This is a genomic window from Capnocytophaga leadbetteri (genome assembly GCF_003054025.1).
Classification (GTDB): Bacteria; Bacteroidota; Bacteroidia; order Flavobacteriales; family Flavobacteriaceae; genus Capnocytophaga; species Capnocytophaga leadbetteri.
On sequence record NZ_QBKG01000001.1, the window covers coordinates 539232 to 560396 of the forward strand.

12 protein-coding genes are annotated in these 21165 nt (G+C 42.4%); 9 read left to right on the forward strand and 3 right to left on the reverse strand.

Translation table 11 applies throughout. From position 1 onward, the window contains the following. Positions 1 to 15 precede the first annotated feature (15 nt). The gene (locus C8P65_RS02620; RefSeq protein WP_107781170.1) at positions 16 to 4332 is read right to left on the reverse strand and encodes a translocation/assembly module TamB domain-containing protein; all 4317 of its coding nucleotides are present in this window, start codon (positions 4330 to 4332) and stop codon (positions 16 to 18) included. A 100-nt stretch (positions 4333 to 4432) separates the two neighbouring features. After that, positions 4433 to 5557 (reverse strand): aminotransferase class I/II-fold pyridoxal phosphate-dependent enzyme, encoded by a 1125-nt coding sequence (locus C8P65_RS02625; protein WP_107781045.1) that lies wholly within the window; start codon positions 5555 to 5557, stop codon positions 4433 to 4435. A 262-nt stretch (positions 5558 to 5819) separates the two neighbouring features. Between C8P65_RS02625 and C8P65_RS02630 the strand changes: the two genes are divergently transcribed. Together C8P65_RS02630 and C8P65_RS02635 are read left to right on the forward strand one after the other, a co-directional pair. Next, a complete protein-coding gene (locus C8P65_RS02630) occupies positions 5820 to 7235 on the forward strand; it encodes a Gfo/Idh/MocA family protein (RefSeq protein ID WP_107781047.1) in 1416 nt (471 codons plus the stop codon). Between the two features lie 20 nt (positions 7236 to 7255). Then, positions 7256 to 8341, forward strand: a complete 1086-nt coding sequence (locus tag C8P65_RS02635) for an ATP-binding protein (protein WP_034539530.1) — start codon at positions 7256 to 7258, stop codon at positions 8339 to 8341. 99 nt (positions 8342 to 8440) lie between these two features. Here C8P65_RS02635 and C8P65_RS02640 read toward each other — a convergent pair whose 3' ends face one another. Continuing rightward, positions 8441 to 9484 carry a WD40/YVTN/BNR-like repeat-containing protein gene (locus tag C8P65_RS02640; RefSeq protein ID WP_107781049.1) on the reverse strand — a complete coding sequence of 348 codons (1044 nt, stop codon included), beginning with the start codon at positions 9482 to 9484 and terminating at the stop codon, positions 8441 to 8443. Between the two features lie 251 nt (positions 9485 to 9735). On the opposite strand from C8P65_RS02640, the gene C8P65_RS02645 reads away from it, so the two are divergent. From C8P65_RS02645 to C8P65_RS02675, 7 genes are all read left to right on the forward strand, one after another. Further along, positions 9736 to 10965: a DUF262 domain-containing protein gene (locus tag C8P65_RS02645; protein WP_107781051.1), complete on the forward strand. Its 1230-nt coding sequence runs from the start codon at positions 9736 to 9738 to the stop codon at positions 10963 to 10965. Then, positions 10943 to 11809 (forward strand): hypothetical protein, encoded by an 867-nt coding sequence (locus C8P65_RS02650; RefSeq protein ID WP_211305871.1) that lies wholly within the window; start codon positions 10943 to 10945, stop codon positions 11807 to 11809. The genes C8P65_RS02645 and C8P65_RS02650 overlap by 23 nt, the downstream gene beginning before the upstream one ends. Before the next feature lie 161 nt (positions 11810 to 11970). Next, entirely contained in the window at positions 11971 to 14367 is a 2397-nt protein-coding gene (locus C8P65_RS02655) for a heavy metal translocating P-type ATPase (protein WP_107781055.1), read from the forward strand. Between the two features lie 30 nt (positions 14368 to 14397). Further along, positions 14398 to 15480, forward strand: a complete 1083-nt coding sequence (locus C8P65_RS02660) for a bifunctional 3-deoxy-7-phosphoheptulonate synthase/chorismate mutase type II (protein WP_107781057.1) — start codon at positions 14398 to 14400, stop codon at positions 15478 to 15480. A gap of 91 nt (positions 15481 to 15571) precedes the next feature. Beyond that, positions 15572 to 16498 (forward strand): Dyp-type peroxidase, encoded by a 927-nt coding sequence (locus C8P65_RS02665; RefSeq protein WP_107781059.1) that lies wholly within the window; start codon positions 15572 to 15574, stop codon positions 16496 to 16498. A 3-nt stretch (positions 16499 to 16501) separates the two neighbouring features. Continuing rightward, entirely contained in the window at positions 16502 to 19660 is a 3159-nt protein-coding gene (locus C8P65_RS02670; RefSeq protein ID WP_107781061.1) for a UvrD-helicase domain-containing protein, read from the forward strand. 579 nt (positions 19661 to 20239) lie between these two features. Beyond that, positions 20240 to 21118, forward strand: a complete 879-nt coding sequence (locus C8P65_RS02675) for a carbohydrate kinase family protein (protein WP_107781063.1) — start codon at positions 20240 to 20242, stop codon at positions 21116 to 21118. The last annotated feature ends 47 nt before the right edge of the window (positions 21119 to 21165 follow it).

Below are 21165 nucleotides of genomic sequence, written 5' to 3' on the forward strand. Positions count from 1 at the left end.
TTCTCTGTTAAATTGTTATTTTTTCTTCGTTCCAAAGATTTTATACATAAGCCCTTTGAAGGTGTTGAAATCAACGGTGTAGGTAAGACCAACCCCTTGGGCATACCCTATGCGGTCTAACATATACTGTTGCCATTCGTTTTCGCGGTTGAAAATCTTAGCCGTCAGACTACCATCGGGGTTGAGCCTAAAGAGTACCTCTACGTTACCCGCTACGGCTGTACGGCTTACCCCGCCAACAGGTATTCCCACTTTAGCATTTACGCTTGCCCAATCGGTTATTTGGGTAGAGACGGTAAAGCCTAAGCGGTCGCTGTTAATATCTGAAGAACTATCATTGATGCCGGCCTCGTACGATACTCCTAAGTTGAGTTTGTTATCTTCGTCAGATAGCAGTTGGTTGAATAGACCAGCAGCTGTTTCAAACAGATTATAGGCTACTAGGCGGTTATCAGTATTCTTTTCGCTCATAAACGAACCTTGTGCTAAGAGCGAGAAGGCTTGTAGCTGCTTGCGGTCTTGGTCTTCGAGTTTATAGTTAAGCTCTGATACCAAACTCGGACTGCTATCAGGGAAGGTAATATCGAATACAGTTTCGGGGTGCATCAGTTCGCCACCGAGCTTAATAACCACTTGGGTGTTAATTTTTCGGTTGTACTGTGTACTCTCCAACAGAGTGCTGGGGTTAGCGGTTAGGTTATAGGCAGCTTTCAGGTCGCGGAGGGTAGCCATAAGCGGGTCGCCACTCCACGAAATAGAGCCCCCTGGTAGCACCGTGAAACGCTTGTCTATAATATTCTCGTACTTAAAATTGTAGAAACCCGAATAGGTGATAAAGTCACCCCACATATTAAACTTGCCGTTAGTGTTGATTTCGATAAGCAGCGTACCAGCCCCGCGCCCTACAAGGTTGCTACCTGTTTTTTTATCCATTACTATCTCTACCTCGGCAGTAGGCTGTACGTCTAATTCAAAATTGAGCTCTAATCCTTTAATCGACTCTAAATCGCGTTGCACTTTTACCTTTTTATCTCCTTTTTCTACGAAAGTGATAAAGGAATCATCGCCTACGCTCTCGGTATCACTTAGTGGTATTTTGAACGAAGTACCCTCTTCGGTCTTAGCATTTACATTTATAGCTATCTCGTCTAAAGCCCCTTTTATAGTGGCAGACCCATTCATAAAAGCGGTGCCGTAGAAAAGAGCATCGTCAGTATACTGGGTGTTAAGCACCATAAAGCGTTTGCCGAGGGTCTGTAGCTTCAGGTCTAAAAACCAATCGAGTAGGCGGTTGTGCCTGATAGAACCATTTAGGGTAGCTTGGGTGTTATAGGCGGTATCGGTCAGTCGCCAGTTGTCTATATCAAAAGTCTTGTTGTTTACCTTTATCTTAGCACCGTCGTTTATATCAGCATTGAGGTTTAAGTAGCTGATGCCAGCCCCAGCCTCTTGTAGGGTAAGAGTACCGTCCATCAGTGGATCGGTTATGCTACCTTTTATGTTTACTAAGCCGCTCATTTTACCCCGCAGGTCGTAAAAAATACCTTCTACAAAAGGATTGAAAGGCGAGAGCGCAAAGTCTTGAAAGTAGGCTTTTAGGTCTAAGAGCGTACCTTTCTTGCTGTCTAAGTTTATCTTTCCGCGCGTAGCAAAACCTAAGGAGCGCCCGTTGGAGAAGAAAGCATTTACATCGAAAGACGAAAGGTCATTATTACCAAAGATATTCACTTCCAAATCGCCATAGTCATAGCCGTTTAGCTTAAAATACTGTACAAAAAGGTCGGCAGAAGGGTAGTATAGCTTCCCTTTTTGGGTAAGCGATATATTACCGTTGAGGGTACCCGTTAGGTCGAGCCCTTTCATTTCGGGCATAACCTTGTCTAAGGCTACGTTATGGGCTACCAAATGCAGGTTTTTATAGTCGTTAGTAGTCACCAATCCGCTGAGGTTCATATATTGGTTTTGGTGCGCCATCTTGAAGTTGCTTATGCGCAAGCTATCGGCAGTACGGTTCAGCACAAGCTTGTTGTACTCGTTCATTTCGTTTTCACGATTGATGTACCACGCATTGCCTTTAAAGTTCACTAACGACTTTTTAATGCCAATAACAGACTCTTGTTTCTGGTTCAAAGTATGAAAGAAATTCAGCTCATAGTTGTCTTTCCCCGATTCGCCTCCTTTAAACTCGGTGCGAAAGAAAAGCGTATCTTTCACAGTGGTGTTAATCAGATTGAAATCCTGAATAGCATACACGCCAAAGTCAGCTTTTTTCACCTCTAAAAAGGTGTTGTACAGTGGGTTCTTATTGTCTATCTCAAGGCTTAGGCTATCTATCTGATTATCGTAAGCATTAATGCTCGGCGACTTCATCTGCAGCTTGAAATTCGTGTTGTCAGCATCTATAGTCCCATTGATAAAAGTATTACTGCCTATTTTTACTTTAGGCACGAATACCTCTACTATTTTGTTGTAGATATTAAAGTGAAAATCAACGTATTGGTTAGGCTCTATTTTATATGGTTTGTAGTGGGCATACATACTTCCCACAGCGTTCTGCATCATTTTCTTCATTTCAGCTAGGCGGAAGTTTCCTTTCAGATTACCACTAACAATGTCAGGCGAATTAATACTGATTTCTTTCACCCCATTGGTCAGAGTTGAGTGCACCTCGAAATCCTTGAAGTTGAAATCGCCTGCTGAATTGATGTAATGCGTGTTTTTAAAGGCTATTTTGCCTACTATATCGTCTAATTGATTGCCCTCAATGTCAATAATCACCTTACCGCAGAACTGCGAAATGCTATCCATTTCTATAAACTTCAGAGCATGCAAGTCGGCTATGGCTATATCTGCCTGAAAGTCGAATTTAGTAGCGGCGTGCGAAAGGTCGGCTAATCCACTAAACTTCATCGTTAGGTTAGGGTCGCGAGCGTCAATCTTGCCGTTAAACACTTGTTTTTTCAGTTCCCCATTTATGTTGATATGCTTATAGTTATATCCATTATAGCCTAAGGAATGAATATCGCCATTGGCATAAAGCTGCATAGTGTTTATGTCAAACCCCTGACCGCGCACTATTAGGTTAGCAGTCAGTGCCCCCACGCTATGGTCGTCTAAAAGCCTACCCAAATGTAGCTGGTCGGTTACGAGGGTGCCTTTGAAAGTCGTTTGGTCAGTATGCGTTAGGTCGTCTAAAAAGCCGTCGATATGGGCTTCACCTTCTGCTGTTTTTAGCTGTAAGTTGGTGAGTAGCGAGGTGGTTTTATAAGCGAAATCGCCTGTAAGCGAACACATACCCAGCTTTTGAAGTTCCGCAGGGATATTTTCACCTAAAACGGTAGGCATCAAGTACGCCAAATCGTTGTAAATAGTCTCAGCATACACCTCTTTGCCTATCACTATGATATTGCGATTATCGGCAAGCAGGTTCTGAAAGCTCAATTCGCCCCTTATCAGAGTGTTTTGGTAACTTATCTCGCCCTTCGGAAGGGTAAAATCGTTTAGAGTGCCTTTCATTGCTACCTCTTTGAGGGCGATGATGCGATTAGGCGAAAACCCATTGTAGAATGTGTTGAGGTGGGTAGTGTTGATAGTCCCTTTATGCACCTGAGCGTCAAAGACTACCTTGTTCACAAAGTCGCCATAACTGCCTTTGTGGGGGTACATTTTCAGGTCAGCATAGAGGTCAGTGTCGGGGGTGAGCTGTAGCTGTAGCTTGTTGGCTTGCATCACCGTATCGGTATAAGCAAAGTAAGGGGTAGCCATATTGTCTACCTTTAGCTGCCGATTATATACAAAGTTTGAAGAGGGCAACGACAGCGATATATTGCTGCCGCGTATAGCAAAGTCAGTAACAGTGGCATTTAGGTGGTCTATCTTCAGCAGCGAGGGGTCAGCATTGTTCTCATCGCTGATGTAGCAACGGCTATCGACAAGCTCAATCGATTTGGCTTTCATTATAAACTTGCCCGAACTGGGTTCGCCCGAATCAAACTTGCTAACGAAAACATCGAGGTTCGAAAGGGTATCGCCCTTGTGGGTTTTCATATTGAAAAGCAAGTTCTCAGCCTCTATATCGCCAAAGTAGAGGTTACCATCAATCAGCTGCTTAAAGTTTAATATAGAAGTATTGAGGCGCTCGGCATAGATAAGCGAGTCCTGCTTATGGTCGCGTATTAGCACCTCTTTTAGGGCTACCTGTCCGTTTATCTTCAGGTGTATCTTGCTGATATTTAGGTCTATATCGAAGTCTTTATTGAGGTAAGCTACTGCTTTTTGGGCTATGTAGGTTTGCACTATGGGCAGCGATAAAGCCCCTCCTACTAACAGCAATAATAGGAGCAGCCCTAAGAGTCCACGGACTAATATTTTTCTTAATTTTTTCGTAATAATGAGTTTTTTTTTAGACAGCGGCAAAGGTACGAATAATTTGTCAATTAGCAAATTTGTCCGTTAGCAAATTTACTAATTTTTTAATCTCTTCTTCGGTGTTAAAACTGTGCAGACAGATGCGTAGGCGCTCTTCTCCAGCTGGCACGGTAGGGGCTAAGATAGGCAGCACGCCTATACCCTGCGCTTGTAGCTGGGCAGCAAGGGCTTTTACGCGCTCATTACCAGGGACTACCATCGCCTGTATAGCCGAATCCGAAGCGATAAAACCTTGCAGCTGTTGTTGGGCTATTTGCGTTTTGAAGTAACTGATATGGCTGTGAAGCTGACTGATTGCCTCCGTTTGCGATAGCTGTTCGTAGCCCGCGCGTATGGTGGCAACACTGTGCGGACTCATAGCGGTAGTGTAAATAAACGAGCGCGAGAAGTTCACCAAGTACTGCACCACCTCTGCCGACGCTACCACAGCAGCTCCGTGCGCGCCCAACCCCTTGCCAAAAGTAACGATGCGCGCAAAAATATCGTTCTCTAACCCCAAAGCCTGTATAAGTCCGCTGCCGTTTGGGGCAAATACCCCTATGGCGTGCGCCTCGTCTACCGCCACATAAGCTCCGTACCGCTGGGCTAAGGCTACCAAACGCCGCAAATCCGGACTATCGCCGTCCATCGAAAAGACGGTTTCGGTAGCGATAAGCACCGTGCGTTGGTCGGTAGCGAATTTCTTGAGCAACTTTTCGAGGTCTTCTAAATCGTTGTGCTTGAACTTATAGGCGCTGGCTAAGCTCAGCGAGATGCCGTCGCGAATAGAAGCGTGGCTATAGCTGTCGTATAGTATCACATCGCCGCGCCCTACTATGCAAGAGAAGAAACCTACATTGGCATCGTAGCCAGAATTGTACAAAAGGGCAGCTTCAGCGTGGTGAAAATCAGCGATATACCGTTCGGTTTTGGCAAAAATAGGCAGATTGCCCGACAGCAAACGCGAACCCGTAGAACCGTGAGCGAGGTCGCTATTTGCCAGCACCTGTATACGGCGACTGATAGCGGCATCAGTGCTAAAACCTATATAGTCGTTAGAGTAGAAATCAATAGAAAAGTGGCGTTGCTGGAGGCTGCGTAGCGCATTGTGAGCCGCGCGCTCAGCTAATTTTTGTGTAATGTGTTTCATTCGGCAAAGGTAATGATAATTTGCCAATTAGCAAATTGGCTAATTTCCCAGCCTTCCCATTACTTTAGATATAAGATGACCAAAAGATAACCGAACGATGACCGAAGGATAACCGAACTCATTACCCAAAAAAACAGAAGATTTTGCTAATCTACTAATTGGCAAATTCACTAATCGACAAATTAGCATTTTTTTTTGGTTGCTAATGAAAAAAAGATTACCTTTGCGGGCAGATAATTAACCTCTAAAATATTCACAAGCTATGATGAGAAAAATGTTATGGATGCTTTTTAGCATCGTGCTGACTTTCAGCTTTACAGCAGTTAATGCTCAGCAGAAATCAACTAAAACTAAGTACAACAAAACTATTAAAGTAAAAGTGCCTAAACGCGCTAAAGGTCAGACCGATGTGCTCAACCTTGTAACCCCTAAGCTCGACACCGTGCGAGTGGGTATCATAGGCTTGGGTATGCGCGGACATAGTGCGGTAGAGCGCTACATACACGTGCCAGGCGCTAAAATCGCTGCTCTTTGCGACATACGTCCAGAGATGGTAGAAAAAGCCCAAAAAGTGCTCGATAAGGCGGGACTAAAACGCGTGCCTCAGTACACCGGTAGCGAAGACGCTTGGAAGGAACTTTGCGAGCGCAAAGACATCGACCTTGTGTATATCGTAACCGACTGGAAGCACCACACCCCAATGGCGCTCTACGCTATGCAACACGGCAAACACGTAGCTATAGAAGTGCCTGCCGCTCTTGATATGAAAGAGATTTGGGCACTTATTGATATGAGCGAAAAAACACGCTTGCACTGTATGATGCTCGAAAACTGTGTGTATGACTACTTCGAAATTACTACCCTCAATATGGCACAACAAGGGTTGTTGGGCGAGGTAATTCACGGTGAGGGTTCTTACATTCACAACCTCGATGAGTTTTGGTCTTACTACTGGAACAATTGGCGTTTAGACTACAACTTCAAAAACCGTGGCGATGTGTATCCTACTCACGGTATAGGCCCTGTATGCCAAGCGCTTAACATTCACCGCGGCGATAAGATGAACTACTTAGTATCGTTTGATACCGACCCTTTCCGCGGCAGAGAAGTGATGAAACGCGTAACAGGCAAAGACGGTGCTGATTTTCAAAACGGCGACCTTACTATCACAATGATTAAGACCGAAAAAGGTAAAACTATACAAATACAGCACGATGTGGTAACCCCACGCCCTTACTCTCGTATGTACCAACTTACTGGTACTAAAGGGTTTGCTAATAAATATCCTATATCAGGCTATTTGCTACAACCTGAAAATGTAGATAAGGATATAGTGCCTGACCACGAAAACCTATCAGCACACAGCTTTATGCCTGATAGTGCTAAAAAAGCCTTAATGGAAAAATACAAACCACGCATACTTAAAGAGTTAGAAGCTAAAGCTAAAGAAGTAGGCGGACACGGAGGTATGGACTTCATAATGGACTACCGTCTTATCTACTGCTTGCGTAATGGTTTGCCTTTGGATATGGACGTGTATGACCTTGCAGAGTGGTGCTGCTTATCGCCTCTTTCTAAGCTATCGTTAGAGAATGGCAGTGCTCCTGTACAAATCCCAGACTTCACCCGTGGCGCGTGGAACAAGCAAAAAGGCTACAAACACGCCTTTGCAGATTAATTTTGTCAAATCAAAAAACTATGTCAAATGTATTACGCCTTCCGGCAGAAAAACTCTATGCTAATGAGTTAGAAGCCCTTAAGGAAGAAGACAAAAAAGAAGAAAAACCCATAGGGTGGCAGCTATCGCCTAAGGCGGTGCTTAAGTTTGTAACCGGTGGTACTGCCAGCGGAGTAACTATTACGCCCAAATATATAGGGCATAACCGCTTGGTAGAGATTGCTATCGCTACCCTGCTAACCGACCGTTCGCTATTGCTTATTGGCGAACCTGGTACGGCTAAATCGTGGTTGTCAGAAAACCTAACAGCCGCTATCAGTGGCGACTCTGGCAAGGTGATTCAGGGTACTGCGGGTACAAGCGAAGAGCATATACGCTATTCGTGGAACTACGCTATGCTATTGGCTAATGGTCCCTCTAATGAGGCGCTGCTCAAATCGCCTATCTATAGGGCAATGGAGACAGGTTCGGTAGCGCGTTTTGAAGAGATTTCGCGTTGTGCCTCTGAGGTGCAAGATGCGCTTATCTCTATTCTTTCTGAAAAGACTATTGCTATACCAGAGCTTAGCCAAGAACTACCTGCCCAGCGCGGTTTTTCGATTATTGCCACTGCCAATACTCGCGACCGTGGTGTAAATGATATGTCGTCTGCCCTCAAAAGGCGTTTTAACATCATAGTATTGCCTGCCCCTGCGACTCTCGAAACCGAAGTTTCGATAGTAACCAAGCGGGTAGCCGAAATCTCTAATAACTATAAGCTAAAGGCACAACAACCGTCTGCCGAGGCAATAGAGAAGATTGTAACTATCTTCCGCGAATTGCGCAAAGGGGCTACCCTCGATGAGAAGCAGAAACTAAAATCGCCTAGTGGAGTAATCTCTACTGCCGAAGCTATTTCGCTTATTACCAACAGTATGGCGTTGGCAGGTAGCTTTGGTACGGGAGTGGTTACCGATGAAGATTTGGCATCGGGCTTGCAAGGAGCTATCGTAAAAGATGAAGATAAAGACAAACTCGTGTGGAAGGAATACCTCGAAAATGTAATGAAGAAAAGAGGAGCCGCTTGGCGCGAGCTTTATAACCAATGCTCACAACATAATAATTAGCAAATTAGTTAATTTGCCAATTTGTCAATTATAAAAAAAAACGTCTGTCTAAAAAGGCAGACGTTTTTTATTTTTATAATCTATTCTAACGACTAGCGACTAGCGACTAACTACTCTAAAAATACTAATCTTCTCGTCGCCAGAGGCGATAAGGGTTTGCTCATTGATGAATAAAAGAGCGTGATAGACCTCAGCGCTGAGGCGTTGCCAATGATAGCCTCGGTCAGTAGAGTAATAAAGTCCGTTAGGCGAGCAAGCTACTAAGGCATAACCCTTGCTATTAGGCACGTACTTCACACAGCTAACATAGCCAAAAGAGTTGTCAGTAGTCAGCGGTTGCCACGTTTTGCCACCGTCATCAGTAATAGCCGCAGTGCCATTGCGGTCAGACGGCTGCTCGTAGTTGCCCCCCATCACTATACCGTGTTTAGAGTCGTAGAAAGCCACACTAAAAGCCCCTTTAGTAGGAGCTCCCTGCGCTAAAGGCAGGGCAACCTCTGTCCAGCTATGCGCTTGGTCTTCAGAAGAAAAAATACGACTCACACTGCCCCCTGTTACTACCCATAGCTTTTTGTCGATATAGGCAATAGCCGAATTGCTGGCAGCAAAAACAGCCTCGCCCTCTGCGAGTTTAGGAGTTTGCGACCAAGTGCGTTTTGCCCACGTTTTACCACCGTTGTGGGTGACGAGCACCTGCATACGGCTGTCTATAGGGTCGCCTACCGCTATGCCAAACTGGTTGTTGAGGAAGTGCATACTATCGTAGAAAGCCAAAGGGTGGTCATCGCGATACACCTCCGTCATACCGCTGGGTTCAGCCCTATAGAGCAGGGCAGGAGTACCTATAGAAAGCATAAAAAAGCGGTCTGAGGTAGCGGCTACCGAACGAAAGTCAGAGATAACCCCTTTGTTTTTGAGGTCAGAGAGAGCGATAGTATGGTTTTGAGTATTGATAAAGCCAAAAGAAGCGTCGGAACCCGCAAAAGCTATGTTTTTATCGGAGAGCAACTGCATAGCGCGCACACTAATTTTGGGCAGCGGGAAAGTTTTCAGAGGCACTAAAGCAAGAGTTTTGTCCTCATAAGGGTTAGCCGACTGACAAGCCACCAACCAAAGAGCTATAAAGCTAAGGATATACTTCATATTAATTGCTGATTTACAAGGCAAAAGTAATGAAATAAAATTGAATAGGGAATATTGTAACAAAAATTACTGTTCTTGAGTGTTAAAATTGATAATAAATTAGGGTTTTATTAAGAAATATTTTATATTTGCCGCCTGAAAAGAGAAAAATATAAATTAATAAAAAGTATTTTTTTACATTATATTCTTGATATAGTTATTGAAAACAAAAGGATAATTTTATATAAGAGACTTAGCAAAAAATATGTATAATGGAAAATAGAGTTTATTATGGTGAGTACTCACTTAGCCATTGGATTAAATTAATTTTGAAGGAAAATATCAAATTGCCAAAATACCAAAGAGGATTTGTTTGGGAAGAGAATAAAGTGAAAGAACTAATTGAGGCTCTAAAAAAGAAACAATTTGTTCCTCCTGTTACTATTGGAGCTTTTAGAAAAGATAACGAAAAAGAAAACTACATTTTAGATGGGCAACAAAGATTAACAAGTATACTTTTAGCTTATTTTGATATTTTTCCTAATAAAAAATACTTTAATGAGGATGATAATATAATTGACTTTATGGATGACAACGATGATAATGATAGTATTGAGGATGAAAATCAAAATGAAATGAAGGCATGGAAATTCAATCATATTGTCGAGTTAAGAAAAACTTTTAAAACAGATGCTGAAATAAGGAATAAGTTAAAAGAATTGAAAAATCAATATGAAGTATTAGATGTAGATAAATCTGATTTTTCATTCGATAATATTTTTCTTGGTTTCTCTTATATTGTTCCAGCTTCAAATATAAGTATGGATGGTCAACAAAAATACTATTCTTCAGTATTTAGAAGCATAAATCAACAAGGGAAATCTCTAAATCCTATAGAAAGAAGAAGATCTTTATACTTTTTGAAGGAAGGTTATGATAGTTTTTTTGAACCAGAGGCTACAAAAGAACTTAAAAGCAAACAAATTACAAAAAAGGATATAGATTTTGTAAAATATCTTTCATTATTATCCCAATATGCAAAAGATTTTAAAATAGATAAATTAGCTTGTGGTTATTCCGATAGTAGGGGTAAATCTTTAGAAAATTATTATGAAGCATATATTTATTCTGTTGTTCAAGGAGAAGAAAGTCAATCAACTTTATTTAAAAGCTTCAGTTCAATTTTCCCAAACAGAGAATATCAAAACCGCTTTGATGAATTAAAAAAAATAATAATAGAATTCTTTGATACTAAAAAAATGATATCTATAATAGACATAGATGTTTATTTGTTTGGGTTAGTTTATAAAATTATTTTTGAAAATAAAAGTATTGATATAAGTAGAAAAGCAGAGTTATTAAATGAATTAGATGGTCAAATTAAAATATTTAAAAGAAATAAAAAGCATGCCAAAAAACCTTCAGATCTAAAGCATTTAAGAATTCGAATAAATAAGTCTTTAGCAATCTATAATAAATATGAGGCACAGCAACCACAATAGTTTTATTCTTACTTCTATAACTAAAATATTAGAAGAAGCTATCTCTGCTACAGTAGGTATAGGAGACGGCATAGAAACTTATGCTCTTTATGATTATGTTATGCAATCTGTATTCTTAAAAATGACAGGAGCGCAAGAGCAAAAGATGAAATGTATTTGTTGGGAATTAGCAACTAATGATTATGTATATAGATATGATAGATATACAAAAAATCCAATAGCAGGATGTTCACAATATAAAGAAAAAGAGCAAATTTATAAAGATATAATAAATCAGATACCTAATTTTGAATTAGAAGATTTTGATAATTATATTGATGATTCTAAGAAGATAGAAATTTTATTTTCTGTTTATAACCAAGTAAAGCAATTGTTTAAAGAGAGTTCTTTAAAAAAGTGGAATGAAAAAGAGTATATATTTTTTGAAAGTAATTTTGATAAAATATTTAAAACAAAAAACGGTAAAGCAAGAATTTTAGAGAAAAAAGAAAATGCAGAAAGAAAAGAAAATATGAAAAAACAATCTTCACTTTTTTATAAGATTTTTCCTCAAAAAAATAATAGTATGTGGAAAAATAAAAAGGAAGGAGTTATAAAAAAGACGAAAATACAGAGTATAAATCTATTTGATAATGAGCTAATTTTAAGATATGAACAGCTTTATCATCACAGAAACCGTTGTGCTCATAATACATTATCTTATCAACAGAATCTCCCTACATTAGATACTTTGAGAGGAGAAGAATATGTTTATGAAAACTATTTTATTTATTTTTCAATATTGATATTAATAGATGAAATAATGATGAAATTGTACCAAAAATATTTAGAAGTTATAGATTAAAGTTAGATTTTCACATAAGGTATATTAACTATTAATTGTTATATAGCAGTAATTGCACAAGAGATACTTTGTAACTTCACCCCGTAAAAATTTACTACTTTATAATTCAAATTTATTTTGTACCTTTGTCGCTCTAAATAATAAATAATTCAATATATATAATGACAACCTCTTATAAAGTAAAAGGAATGGGCTGTATGGGTTGTGTTACTACCATTAGCGATAGGCTTTCGGCAGTAGCAGGCGTTACAACGGTACAAGTAGATTTGGCTTCGGCTACAGCAAGAATAGAAAGCACTGCTGAGGTGCCTTTGCAAACCTTGCAAAAAGCCTTAGAAGGCACTCATTACAGCCTTGCAGCAGAAGGCGAAGAAGGCGAAGAAGGCGAGAGCGATGACAAAGCGCACCAGCATAAGCCGACGACTCCCCCCTCTATAAAACCGACAGACCCTCACGCTAAGGTGGTGTATTACTGCCCTATGCGTTGCGAGGGCAATAAAACTTACGACCACCCTGGCGCTTGTCCCGTTTGCGGTATGGATTTGGTGAGCTTAGAAGCTCCTAAAGACGATAACCTACAGCGCAAGCTCTGGGGGGCTATTGCCTTTACGCTGCCTATCTTTGTGATAGCGATGAGCGGTATGTGGCACAATAATCCGCTTTACAAACTAATGCCCCTCAGTGCGTGGAACTGGGTGCAGTTTGTCCTTTCGCTGCCGGTAGTGTTCTACTTCTGCGGCTTTCTGTTCGTGCGGGCGTGGCGCAGCCTCAAAACACTGCACTTCAATATGTTTACCCTTATCGGTATAGGGGCAGGCGTAGCGTGGGGCTTTAGTGTGGTAGGACTCTTTTTCCCTAACCTCTTCCCCGATGCCTTTAAAGCGCACGGCAGCGTGCATCTCTACTTCGAGGCGGCTACCGTCATCTTAACCTTGGTATTATTAGGGCAAGTACTCGAAGCCAATGCGCACACACGCACCCAAGCCGCTATCAGATTGTTGTTAGATTTAGCCCCTCGCAAAGCTACTAAGATAGTAGAAGGCAACGAGATAGAAGTCCCTATTGAAGAGGTACATATAGGCGACCTACTGAGAGTGAAACCAGGCGAAAAGCTCCCCGTAGATGGTGTGCTGACCGAGGGTTATGCTACTGTAGACGAGAGTATGATTACCGGTGAAGCCATACCGGTAGAAAAGCAACAGGGCAACCGCGTATCGGCAGGTACCCTCAACGGCACACAGTCTTTTGTGATGCGTGCTGAGAAGGTCGGAGCCGACACGCTACTTGCACAGATAGTAGCCCGCGTGCAAGAAGCGAGCCAGAGCCGTGCCCCTATACAGAAGTTAGCCGATAAGATAGCCGCTTATTTTGTGCCTATAGTTATCGCCATTGCAGTACTTACCTTTGTAGTGTGGGCAGTTTTCGGTGGCGAGAATGCTTATGTATATGCACTGCTCAATGCCATTGCCGTGCTTATTATCGCTTGCCCTTGTGCCTTAGGCTTAGCCACCCCTATGTCGGTAATGGTAGGGATAGGCAAAGGTGCGCAAAACGGTATCCTCATCAAAGATGCCGAAGCGTTAGAGCAAATGAACAAGGTAGATACTTTAGTCATCGATAAGACCGGCACCCTAACTGAGGGCAAGCCTACGGTAGCTAAAGTAATGAGTTTTGGCAGTCTTTTTGAAAAGGAATGGTTACCCTTGCTCTACGGACTCAACCAGCAAAGCGAACACCCTTTAGCCAAAGCTACCAATGCTTACGCCCAATCACAAGGAGTTACCCCCTTACCCTTCACCGATTTTGAAGCATTAACAGGGAAAGGCGTACGAGCTAACCACGCTGGAGTGTCGTACTACTTTGGCAACGAACGACTGATAGAAGAGATAGGTGCCCCTATAAGCGAAGAGATTCGCCATAATCTGCGCGCACGGCAGTCAGAAGGATATACCCTTTCGCTGTTGGCTACCGACCGCGAAGTGATAGGCGCAGTGGCGATAACCGATAAGCTAAAGGATACCACCGCTCAAGCATTGCGCGCATTGCAGCAAGTAGGTGTACATATAATAATGCTTACGGGCGATAATGAGCTTACCGCTGCTGCTATAGCCCGCCAAATAGGGCTCACTGACTACCGTGCGGGTATGTTGCCACAAGATAAACAAGAAGAAGTAAAACGCCTACAAGCACAAGGCAAGGTAGTAGCGATGGCAGGCGATGGCATCAACGATGCTCCCGCTTTAGCCCAAGCCGATGTAGGTATAGCTATGGGTACAGGCACTGATATAGCTATCGAAAGTGCCCCTATTACCTTAGTAAAAGGCGACCTCAGTGGCATTGTAAAGGCTAAAAAGCTGAGCAAAGCAGTAGTGAAGAACATACGCGAAAACCTCTTTTTCGCCCTTGTTTATAACGTTATAGGTATACCTGTAGCTGCTGGCGTGCTCTATCCCGTTTTTGGCATTCTATTATCGCCTATGTTAGGGGCTTTAGCAATGAGCTTCAGTTCAGTAAGCGTTATTGGCAACGCCCTACGCCTAAAAAGATTTGGCTATTAACTAATAACTAACCACTAACGACTAAATATAATGGACATAACACAAGAGAACCGTCAGTGGTTAGATGATTTAGCCCTCGACCACCCCGTAGTAATAGCAGGCCCTTGCAGTGCCGAAACGGAAGAGCAAGTACTCAACATAGCACATAGTCTTAAGGATACTGATGTATCATTCTTCCGTGCAGGTATCTGGAAGCCCCGTACCCGCCCCGGTATGTTTGAGGGTGTGGGAGCTTTAGGTCTGAAATGGTTGCAACGTGTAAAAGAAGAGACAGGGCTTAAGATAGCGACTGAAGTAGCCAATAAAGATCACGTAAAGCTCGCCTTAGAGCACGACATCGACCTATTGTGGATAGGGGCGCGCTCTACCGTTAGTCCGTTTATTATTCAAGAGATAGCCGATGAGCTGAGAGGTACTGATAAAATAGTATTGGTGAAAAACCCAGTAAACCCCGACCTCGCTCTTTGGATAGGAGCTATTGAGCGGCTACAACGTGCCGGAATTGAGAAGTTAGGGGTGATACATCGTGGCTTTTCTACTTATGAAAAGACCAAATACCGCAATATACCCGAATGGCAATTAGTGATAGAGTTGCAGAATAAATTCCCGCTGCTGCCTATCATCTGCGACCCTTCGCATATCACCGGTAAGCGCGAACTTATCTTCGATGTATCGCAAACAGCCCTCGACCTCAATTTCGATGGACTGATGATTGAAACCCACTGCACCCCCGATGCTGCGTGGAGCGATGCTGCTCAGCAAATCACTCCAGAGCGTTTAGTGCAGATAATGAACGACTTGCGCATTAGGCAAGTATCGACTAACCAAGAAGATTTTGTTAGCAAACTAAGCACCCTGCGCTCTCATATCGACATCATAGACGACCAGCTATTAGATCTACTTAAGAAACGTATGAATATTGCCGATGAAATTGGCACTCTAAAGAAAGCCAACAATGTGGCTATCCTACAGAATCAACGCTGGCACGAAATACTCGGCAAGGTAATCTTAGAAGGAGAACAATACGGACTTAGCGAAGAGTTCATCATACAGGTATTTAAGGCGATTCACCAAGAATCTATCAACAGACAAACCGCAGTAGTTAGCAGTTAAGTTAGTCGCTAGTAGATTAGTCGTTAGTCGTTAGAACAGTGTTGCTTTCTAACGACTAACGACTAATAACTGAAAAATAAAAATAGAAATAATGAATTATCAGAATGTAACCGATTTGCCTAATAACAATACCGTTTTTTTGGTATGGGCATTTAAGAAAAATACAGACAAAGCACAACTAAAAGATACTTTTTCAAAAGTATGTGGCTTGGTAGAGAACCTCAACAACTCGGTAGCCGACCGCTTCCCCGAAGCACGTGCGAGTGTAACCATAGGCATTAGCCATAGGGCGTGGCTTACCTTAGGGTTACCCCAACCGCTCCCCAAAGAGCTTAAGGATTTTCAGCCTATCAAAGGTAGCAAACACACAGCCGTAGCTACTGAAGGCGATTTGCACTTTCACATTCGTGCGCACAACCCTAGCTTAGCTTATGATATGGCGGCTACTATCAGCGATGTGCTGCAACCTATAGCCGATTGTATAGTGAATGTACAAGGTTTTAGGTATTGGGACGGGCGCGCTATCATCGGTTTTGTAGACGGCACCGAAAACCCACGAGGCGAAGAACGCGAACAGTTTGCTGTAGTGGGCGATGAAGATCCTAACTACCAAGGCGGAAGCTACTTATTTGTACAAAAGTATGTGCACGATATGAACGCTTGGCGTTCGTTACCCGTTAGCGAACAAGAAAAAGTAATAGGTCGCAGCAAAGAAATGGATATAGAAATGGATGAGGATACCAAACCTACAAATGCTCATTCGGCACTTGCCAATGTAGGCGATGACCTAAAAGTAGTGAGAGATAATATGCCTTTCCACGACCCAGAGAGTCATCAAATGGGCACTTACTTCATCTGCTACGCCAATACATTCAGCACGGTAGAAAAGATGCTTACGAATATGTTTGTAGGCAACCCCGTAGGTAATTACGACCGCTTATTAGATTTCAGCACTGCCGAAACAGGGACCCTTTTCTTTGTGCCTTCTTTAGATATGCTTGATGAATTCGCAGGATAAAAAATGAGCTATACCATTTACAACGCTTCAGCAGGGTCAGGTAAGACCTATAGCCTAGTCAAGGCTTATTTGGAAATCGTACTTAACACCCCGAATATAGATCAGTTCAGACAGCTGCTCGCTATTACCTTTACCAATAAAGCGGTATTCGAGATGAAGAACCGTATTATTGAGTTATTGGGTAAGTTTAGCGAGGATACGATGCTGCATACCCCCCACAGTATGTTTACCGAACTGTGCAAAAGTCTGCATCTCACCCCCAAAGCGCTGCAAGACCGTTCGGCAAAGACGTTAGAATATATATTGCACAACTACGCTGCCTTCAACATTAGCACTATTGACGGCTTCAATCACCAGCTGATACGTCACTTCTCTCAGGATTTGCATTTGAATCCTTTCTTTGAAGTGCAGTTGGACAGTCAGACCCTCTTAGAACGCGCCGTAGACAACCTAATGAGCCAAGCAGGTACGGGCGATAAGGAGCTCACTGAGTGGCTTATAGCTTTTTCTAACGAAAAGATAGACGAAGATAAGAACTGGGACACCTCTAAAGAGCTACTTGAAATAGCCAAGATGCTCACTAACGAAAACCATTATAGCCAGATGCAATCGCTAAAAGATAAAGAACTAAGCGATTTTGCTACCCTAAAGAAGTCCCTAAGTGAGTATAAAGAGCAAGCGGCACAGCTTATACAAACCACTGCACAATCTTTTATGCAACTCTTAGACCAGCACGGCTTAGATAAGGGAGCTTTCAAAGGAGGGTACCTATACAATTTCTTTGACAACCTCACTAAGAAAAGTCCTAAAGAGCCCTCGTGGGTCAGTGGTTGGCAAAAAGACCTATTAGATGGAGAACCTATGTATAGCAAAACAGCTGCTAAAAACCTCGATACTGCTCTTATCGATAGCCTACAACCTCAGATTGCTACTTATTTTGAAGATATACGGAATGCTTTTGGTACGCTTAACTTTATGCAAAACGCCCTAAAGTATCTTCCTCCTTTGGCTTTGCTAAATCGTATCCAAAAAGAAATAGCCCTTATCAAAGAGGAAGAGAATATTTTGCCTATATGGGAGTTCAACGGCGTAATTTCTTCAGAACTGAGTACTCAGCCAGCTCCTTTTATTTATGAGCGTATAGGCGAGAAGTTCCGTCATTACTTCATCGATGAGTTTCAAGATACCTCAGTACTACAATGGCAGAACTTTATACCACTTATCCTCAATGCAGTGCAAAGCCAAGTAAATCACCAGACCGGTTCAGTGCTATTAGTAGGCGATGCCAAACAGTCTATCTACCGCTGGCGAGGAGGCAAGGCAGAGCAGTTTATGAGTCTGTATAACGGTAAAAAAAATCCTTTTAAAGTTCCGCTCAATACTGTTAATTTGGCTGAAAACTACCGCAGTTTAAAGCAAATTATAGACTTCAACAATGCTTTTTTCCCTTTTGTAGCAAACATTTTTGAGGAAGGAGGGTATAGAGATCTTTACGAAGCAGCTGCCCAAAACTATCCAAAACCTACTTTAGCAGAGGGTTATGTAAATATCTCTTTTATCAATACTGCTCAAGAAGAGGAGGAAGAAGAGAGAGAAGAAGAAGCAAAAGACGATACTCTCACCCCGCGAGAGAAGAGTTATTGTGAAGCTATACTACAGAAAATAATGCACGCCAATGACGCAGGAGCTGAAGACAAAGACATCACTATATTAGTGCGCACTAACAAAGAGGGCGCTGCGGTAGCGTCATTCTTATCAAGCAAAGGGCGCAAGATCATTTCGCCCGACTCTTTACTACTGCAAAACGTACCCTCAGTGCAGTTCCTTATAGCTCTGCTGCAGTTGCTTTATCACCCCGAAAGCGAAGACCTAAAGGCCAAGATGCTCTTTGCCTTTATTCGTGCTAACGGCAAGGGTGCGGAGCAGCCTCATACTTTCCTAAACAAGTACGCATACCAGCCTGTAAGTACTTTCTTTACCGACTTTGGTTTTTCTATAGAAACGTTTAACCAATATTCACTATACGAAGGGGTAACATTAGCGGTGAACTGCTTCGAGGTGGCACGCACCTCAGATGCCTACCTCACACACTTTATCGACCTTATTTTCGACTTCAAGAACGCCCGCAAAGGAGGCTTAGCCGACTTCTTAGACTTCTGGGAAGACCAAAAAGAAAAGCTTAGTATTAGTTCACCCGAAGGTCTTAACGCTATCACCGTGATGACCGTACATAAGAGCAAAGGGCTCTCTGCCCCTGTGATTATCTACGCCTTTGCTGATAGCAAGTTAGACGACAGCCGTGGCGAAATGATATGGTATCCAGTATCAGCCGAGCACTTCGCTGGTTTTGACTATCTATTAGTAAAAAGTAGTAAGAATATTGAAAACTATGGAGCGGCATCCACTATTCTCAACGAGCAGCACCAGCAGCACCTCCTCGACCAGATAAACGTGCTATACGTGGCAATGACCCGTCCTGAGTCGTCTCTCTACGTTATCACTTCGCTCCCTGAGAAAGAGATAACCACTTACGGCACGCTCCTCCGCGATTTTTTAAAACATAAAGGAGATTGGAATGAGGAGATTACTGAGTATGAATATGGCAGTCCTATACTAGCTAAAAAGAAAGAAGAAACAAATGCCGATAGCTATGTGCTATTTCAGAAAGGTTGGACAGCCCCTCATTATAAGATAGCTACAGGAGCCTCACTGCTATGGGACACCCACCAACAGCAAGCCCTCGAAAGAGGAAACCTCATACACACCCTCTTTTCGCAACTGACCTATGCTACCGACTTAGGGGCGGTACTAAGCGAGGCGCTACAAGAAGGCACCCTAACAGAGGAGCAATACCAACTGCTGAAGCCTCAAATAGAAACCCTACTAAGCGAGCCGCAGATAGCAGCTTTCTTTACTGATGAGTACCATTACTTCATCGAACGCGAGTTTGTAGACGGCAAGGGCAAATACTTCCGTCCTGATAGGATAGCCTATCACCCTACCACTCGCGAAGCCTACCTTATCGATTACAAAACAGGGCAGCCTAACCCTCAATACCACCAACAGCTATTGTACTATGCCCAAAACCTGCAAGCCATCGGTTGGCAAGTAAAAGGCAAATACTTAGTATATTTAGACGAGGGAGAGGTAGTTAAGTGTTAAGCTAACCCCCAATATACCGAAGAACTTTGCACAGTAAAAGCACTAAACTTTTTACTGTGCAAAGTTTTTATGGTTTTTAGCCAATGATTACTTGCTCGTATAGATACTTCAGAAAGCTGAACTTCCTAAGAATTGAATAATTCATAACGAATTGAGAAAATCATTGCAGATTCTTTAAGTATATCTTAAGTGGACACTAAGAGGCCACTAAGTGGTTACTAAGTGTAGCTAAGCAAAAGAAAACCCATTGCGAAAAACGCAACAAAAATGGCAAAACATTGAGAATCTTTTAATGGTTGAAGTTCTCTGTAGGAAAATGCCAATTCTCCCTTTAATAATAAGGCAGCCTTTGCCTAAAAAATTGCCCGTTTTTGTTTTGTGAATTCAAAATAAAACGCTACATTTGTGCCATATTTTGATGAGAAAAGAGTATGAAAAGAAACAATATAAAAACTATTTGTGCTACAGGGGCTTTAATCCTTATTCCCTTCCGAAGTGTACAATACGCTTCGTTTTAAAACCGAAAAAGGCACTCTAAACCTTAATGATATAACCGTTTATAAATTAAAATAGAATAAAATGAAAAATATAGTAGTAGGATTGGGCGAAATCCTTTGGGATGTGTTCCCCGAAAGAAAAGTATTAGGCGGTGCTCCTGCTAATTTTGCATACCACGCCTCTCAGTTTGGCTTCAATGGTTATGCCGTAAGTGCTATTGGCGAAGACCTCCTTGGTAAGGAAATACTGAAGACCCTCGAAGAGAAAGAACTCAATTACATTATCGAGAAAACTGACTTCCCTACCGGTACTGTAAAGGTACAGTTAGACGGTCGTGGGGTGCCTTCTTATGAAATCACCGAAAACGTAGCGTGGGATAATATACCTTTCTCTTCGCGCATCGAGAATTTGGCTAAGAATACCACTACGGTGTGTTTTGGTTCATTAGCACAACGCAATGTAGTGTCGAGGGCTACCATTCACAAGTTTTTAGACTTAATGCCTGCTGATAGTCTGAAGGTGTTTGACATCAATCTACGTCTCAAATACTTTAGCAAAGAGATTATAGTCGATTCGCTCGACAAGGCTTCCGCTCTCAAAATCAATGATGAAGAGATAGTGAAGATAGCCGAAATCTTCGAACTAAAGGGTACTGATGAAGAGATTTGCCGCCATCTGTTAGAGAAATACCAGCTTAAATTCCTTATCCTCACGCAAGGCACCCGAGGCAGTTATGTATTTACGCCTTATGAAAAATCGTTCTTAGGCACGCCAAAGGTTACCATTGCCGATACGGTAGGTGCAGGCGACTCGTTCACGGCTGCCTTTGTAGCCTCTTACCTCAATGGTCGTAGTATTGCCCAATCGCATCAATTAGCGGTTGAGGTGTCGGCTTATGTATGTCAGCAACACGGTGCAATGCCTCGCCTTGCCGATGCTCATTTAGAATTATTCAGGTAATTAATTATCAATTGTCGGTTGTTAGTTAGCAATTATTTTGTATCTTT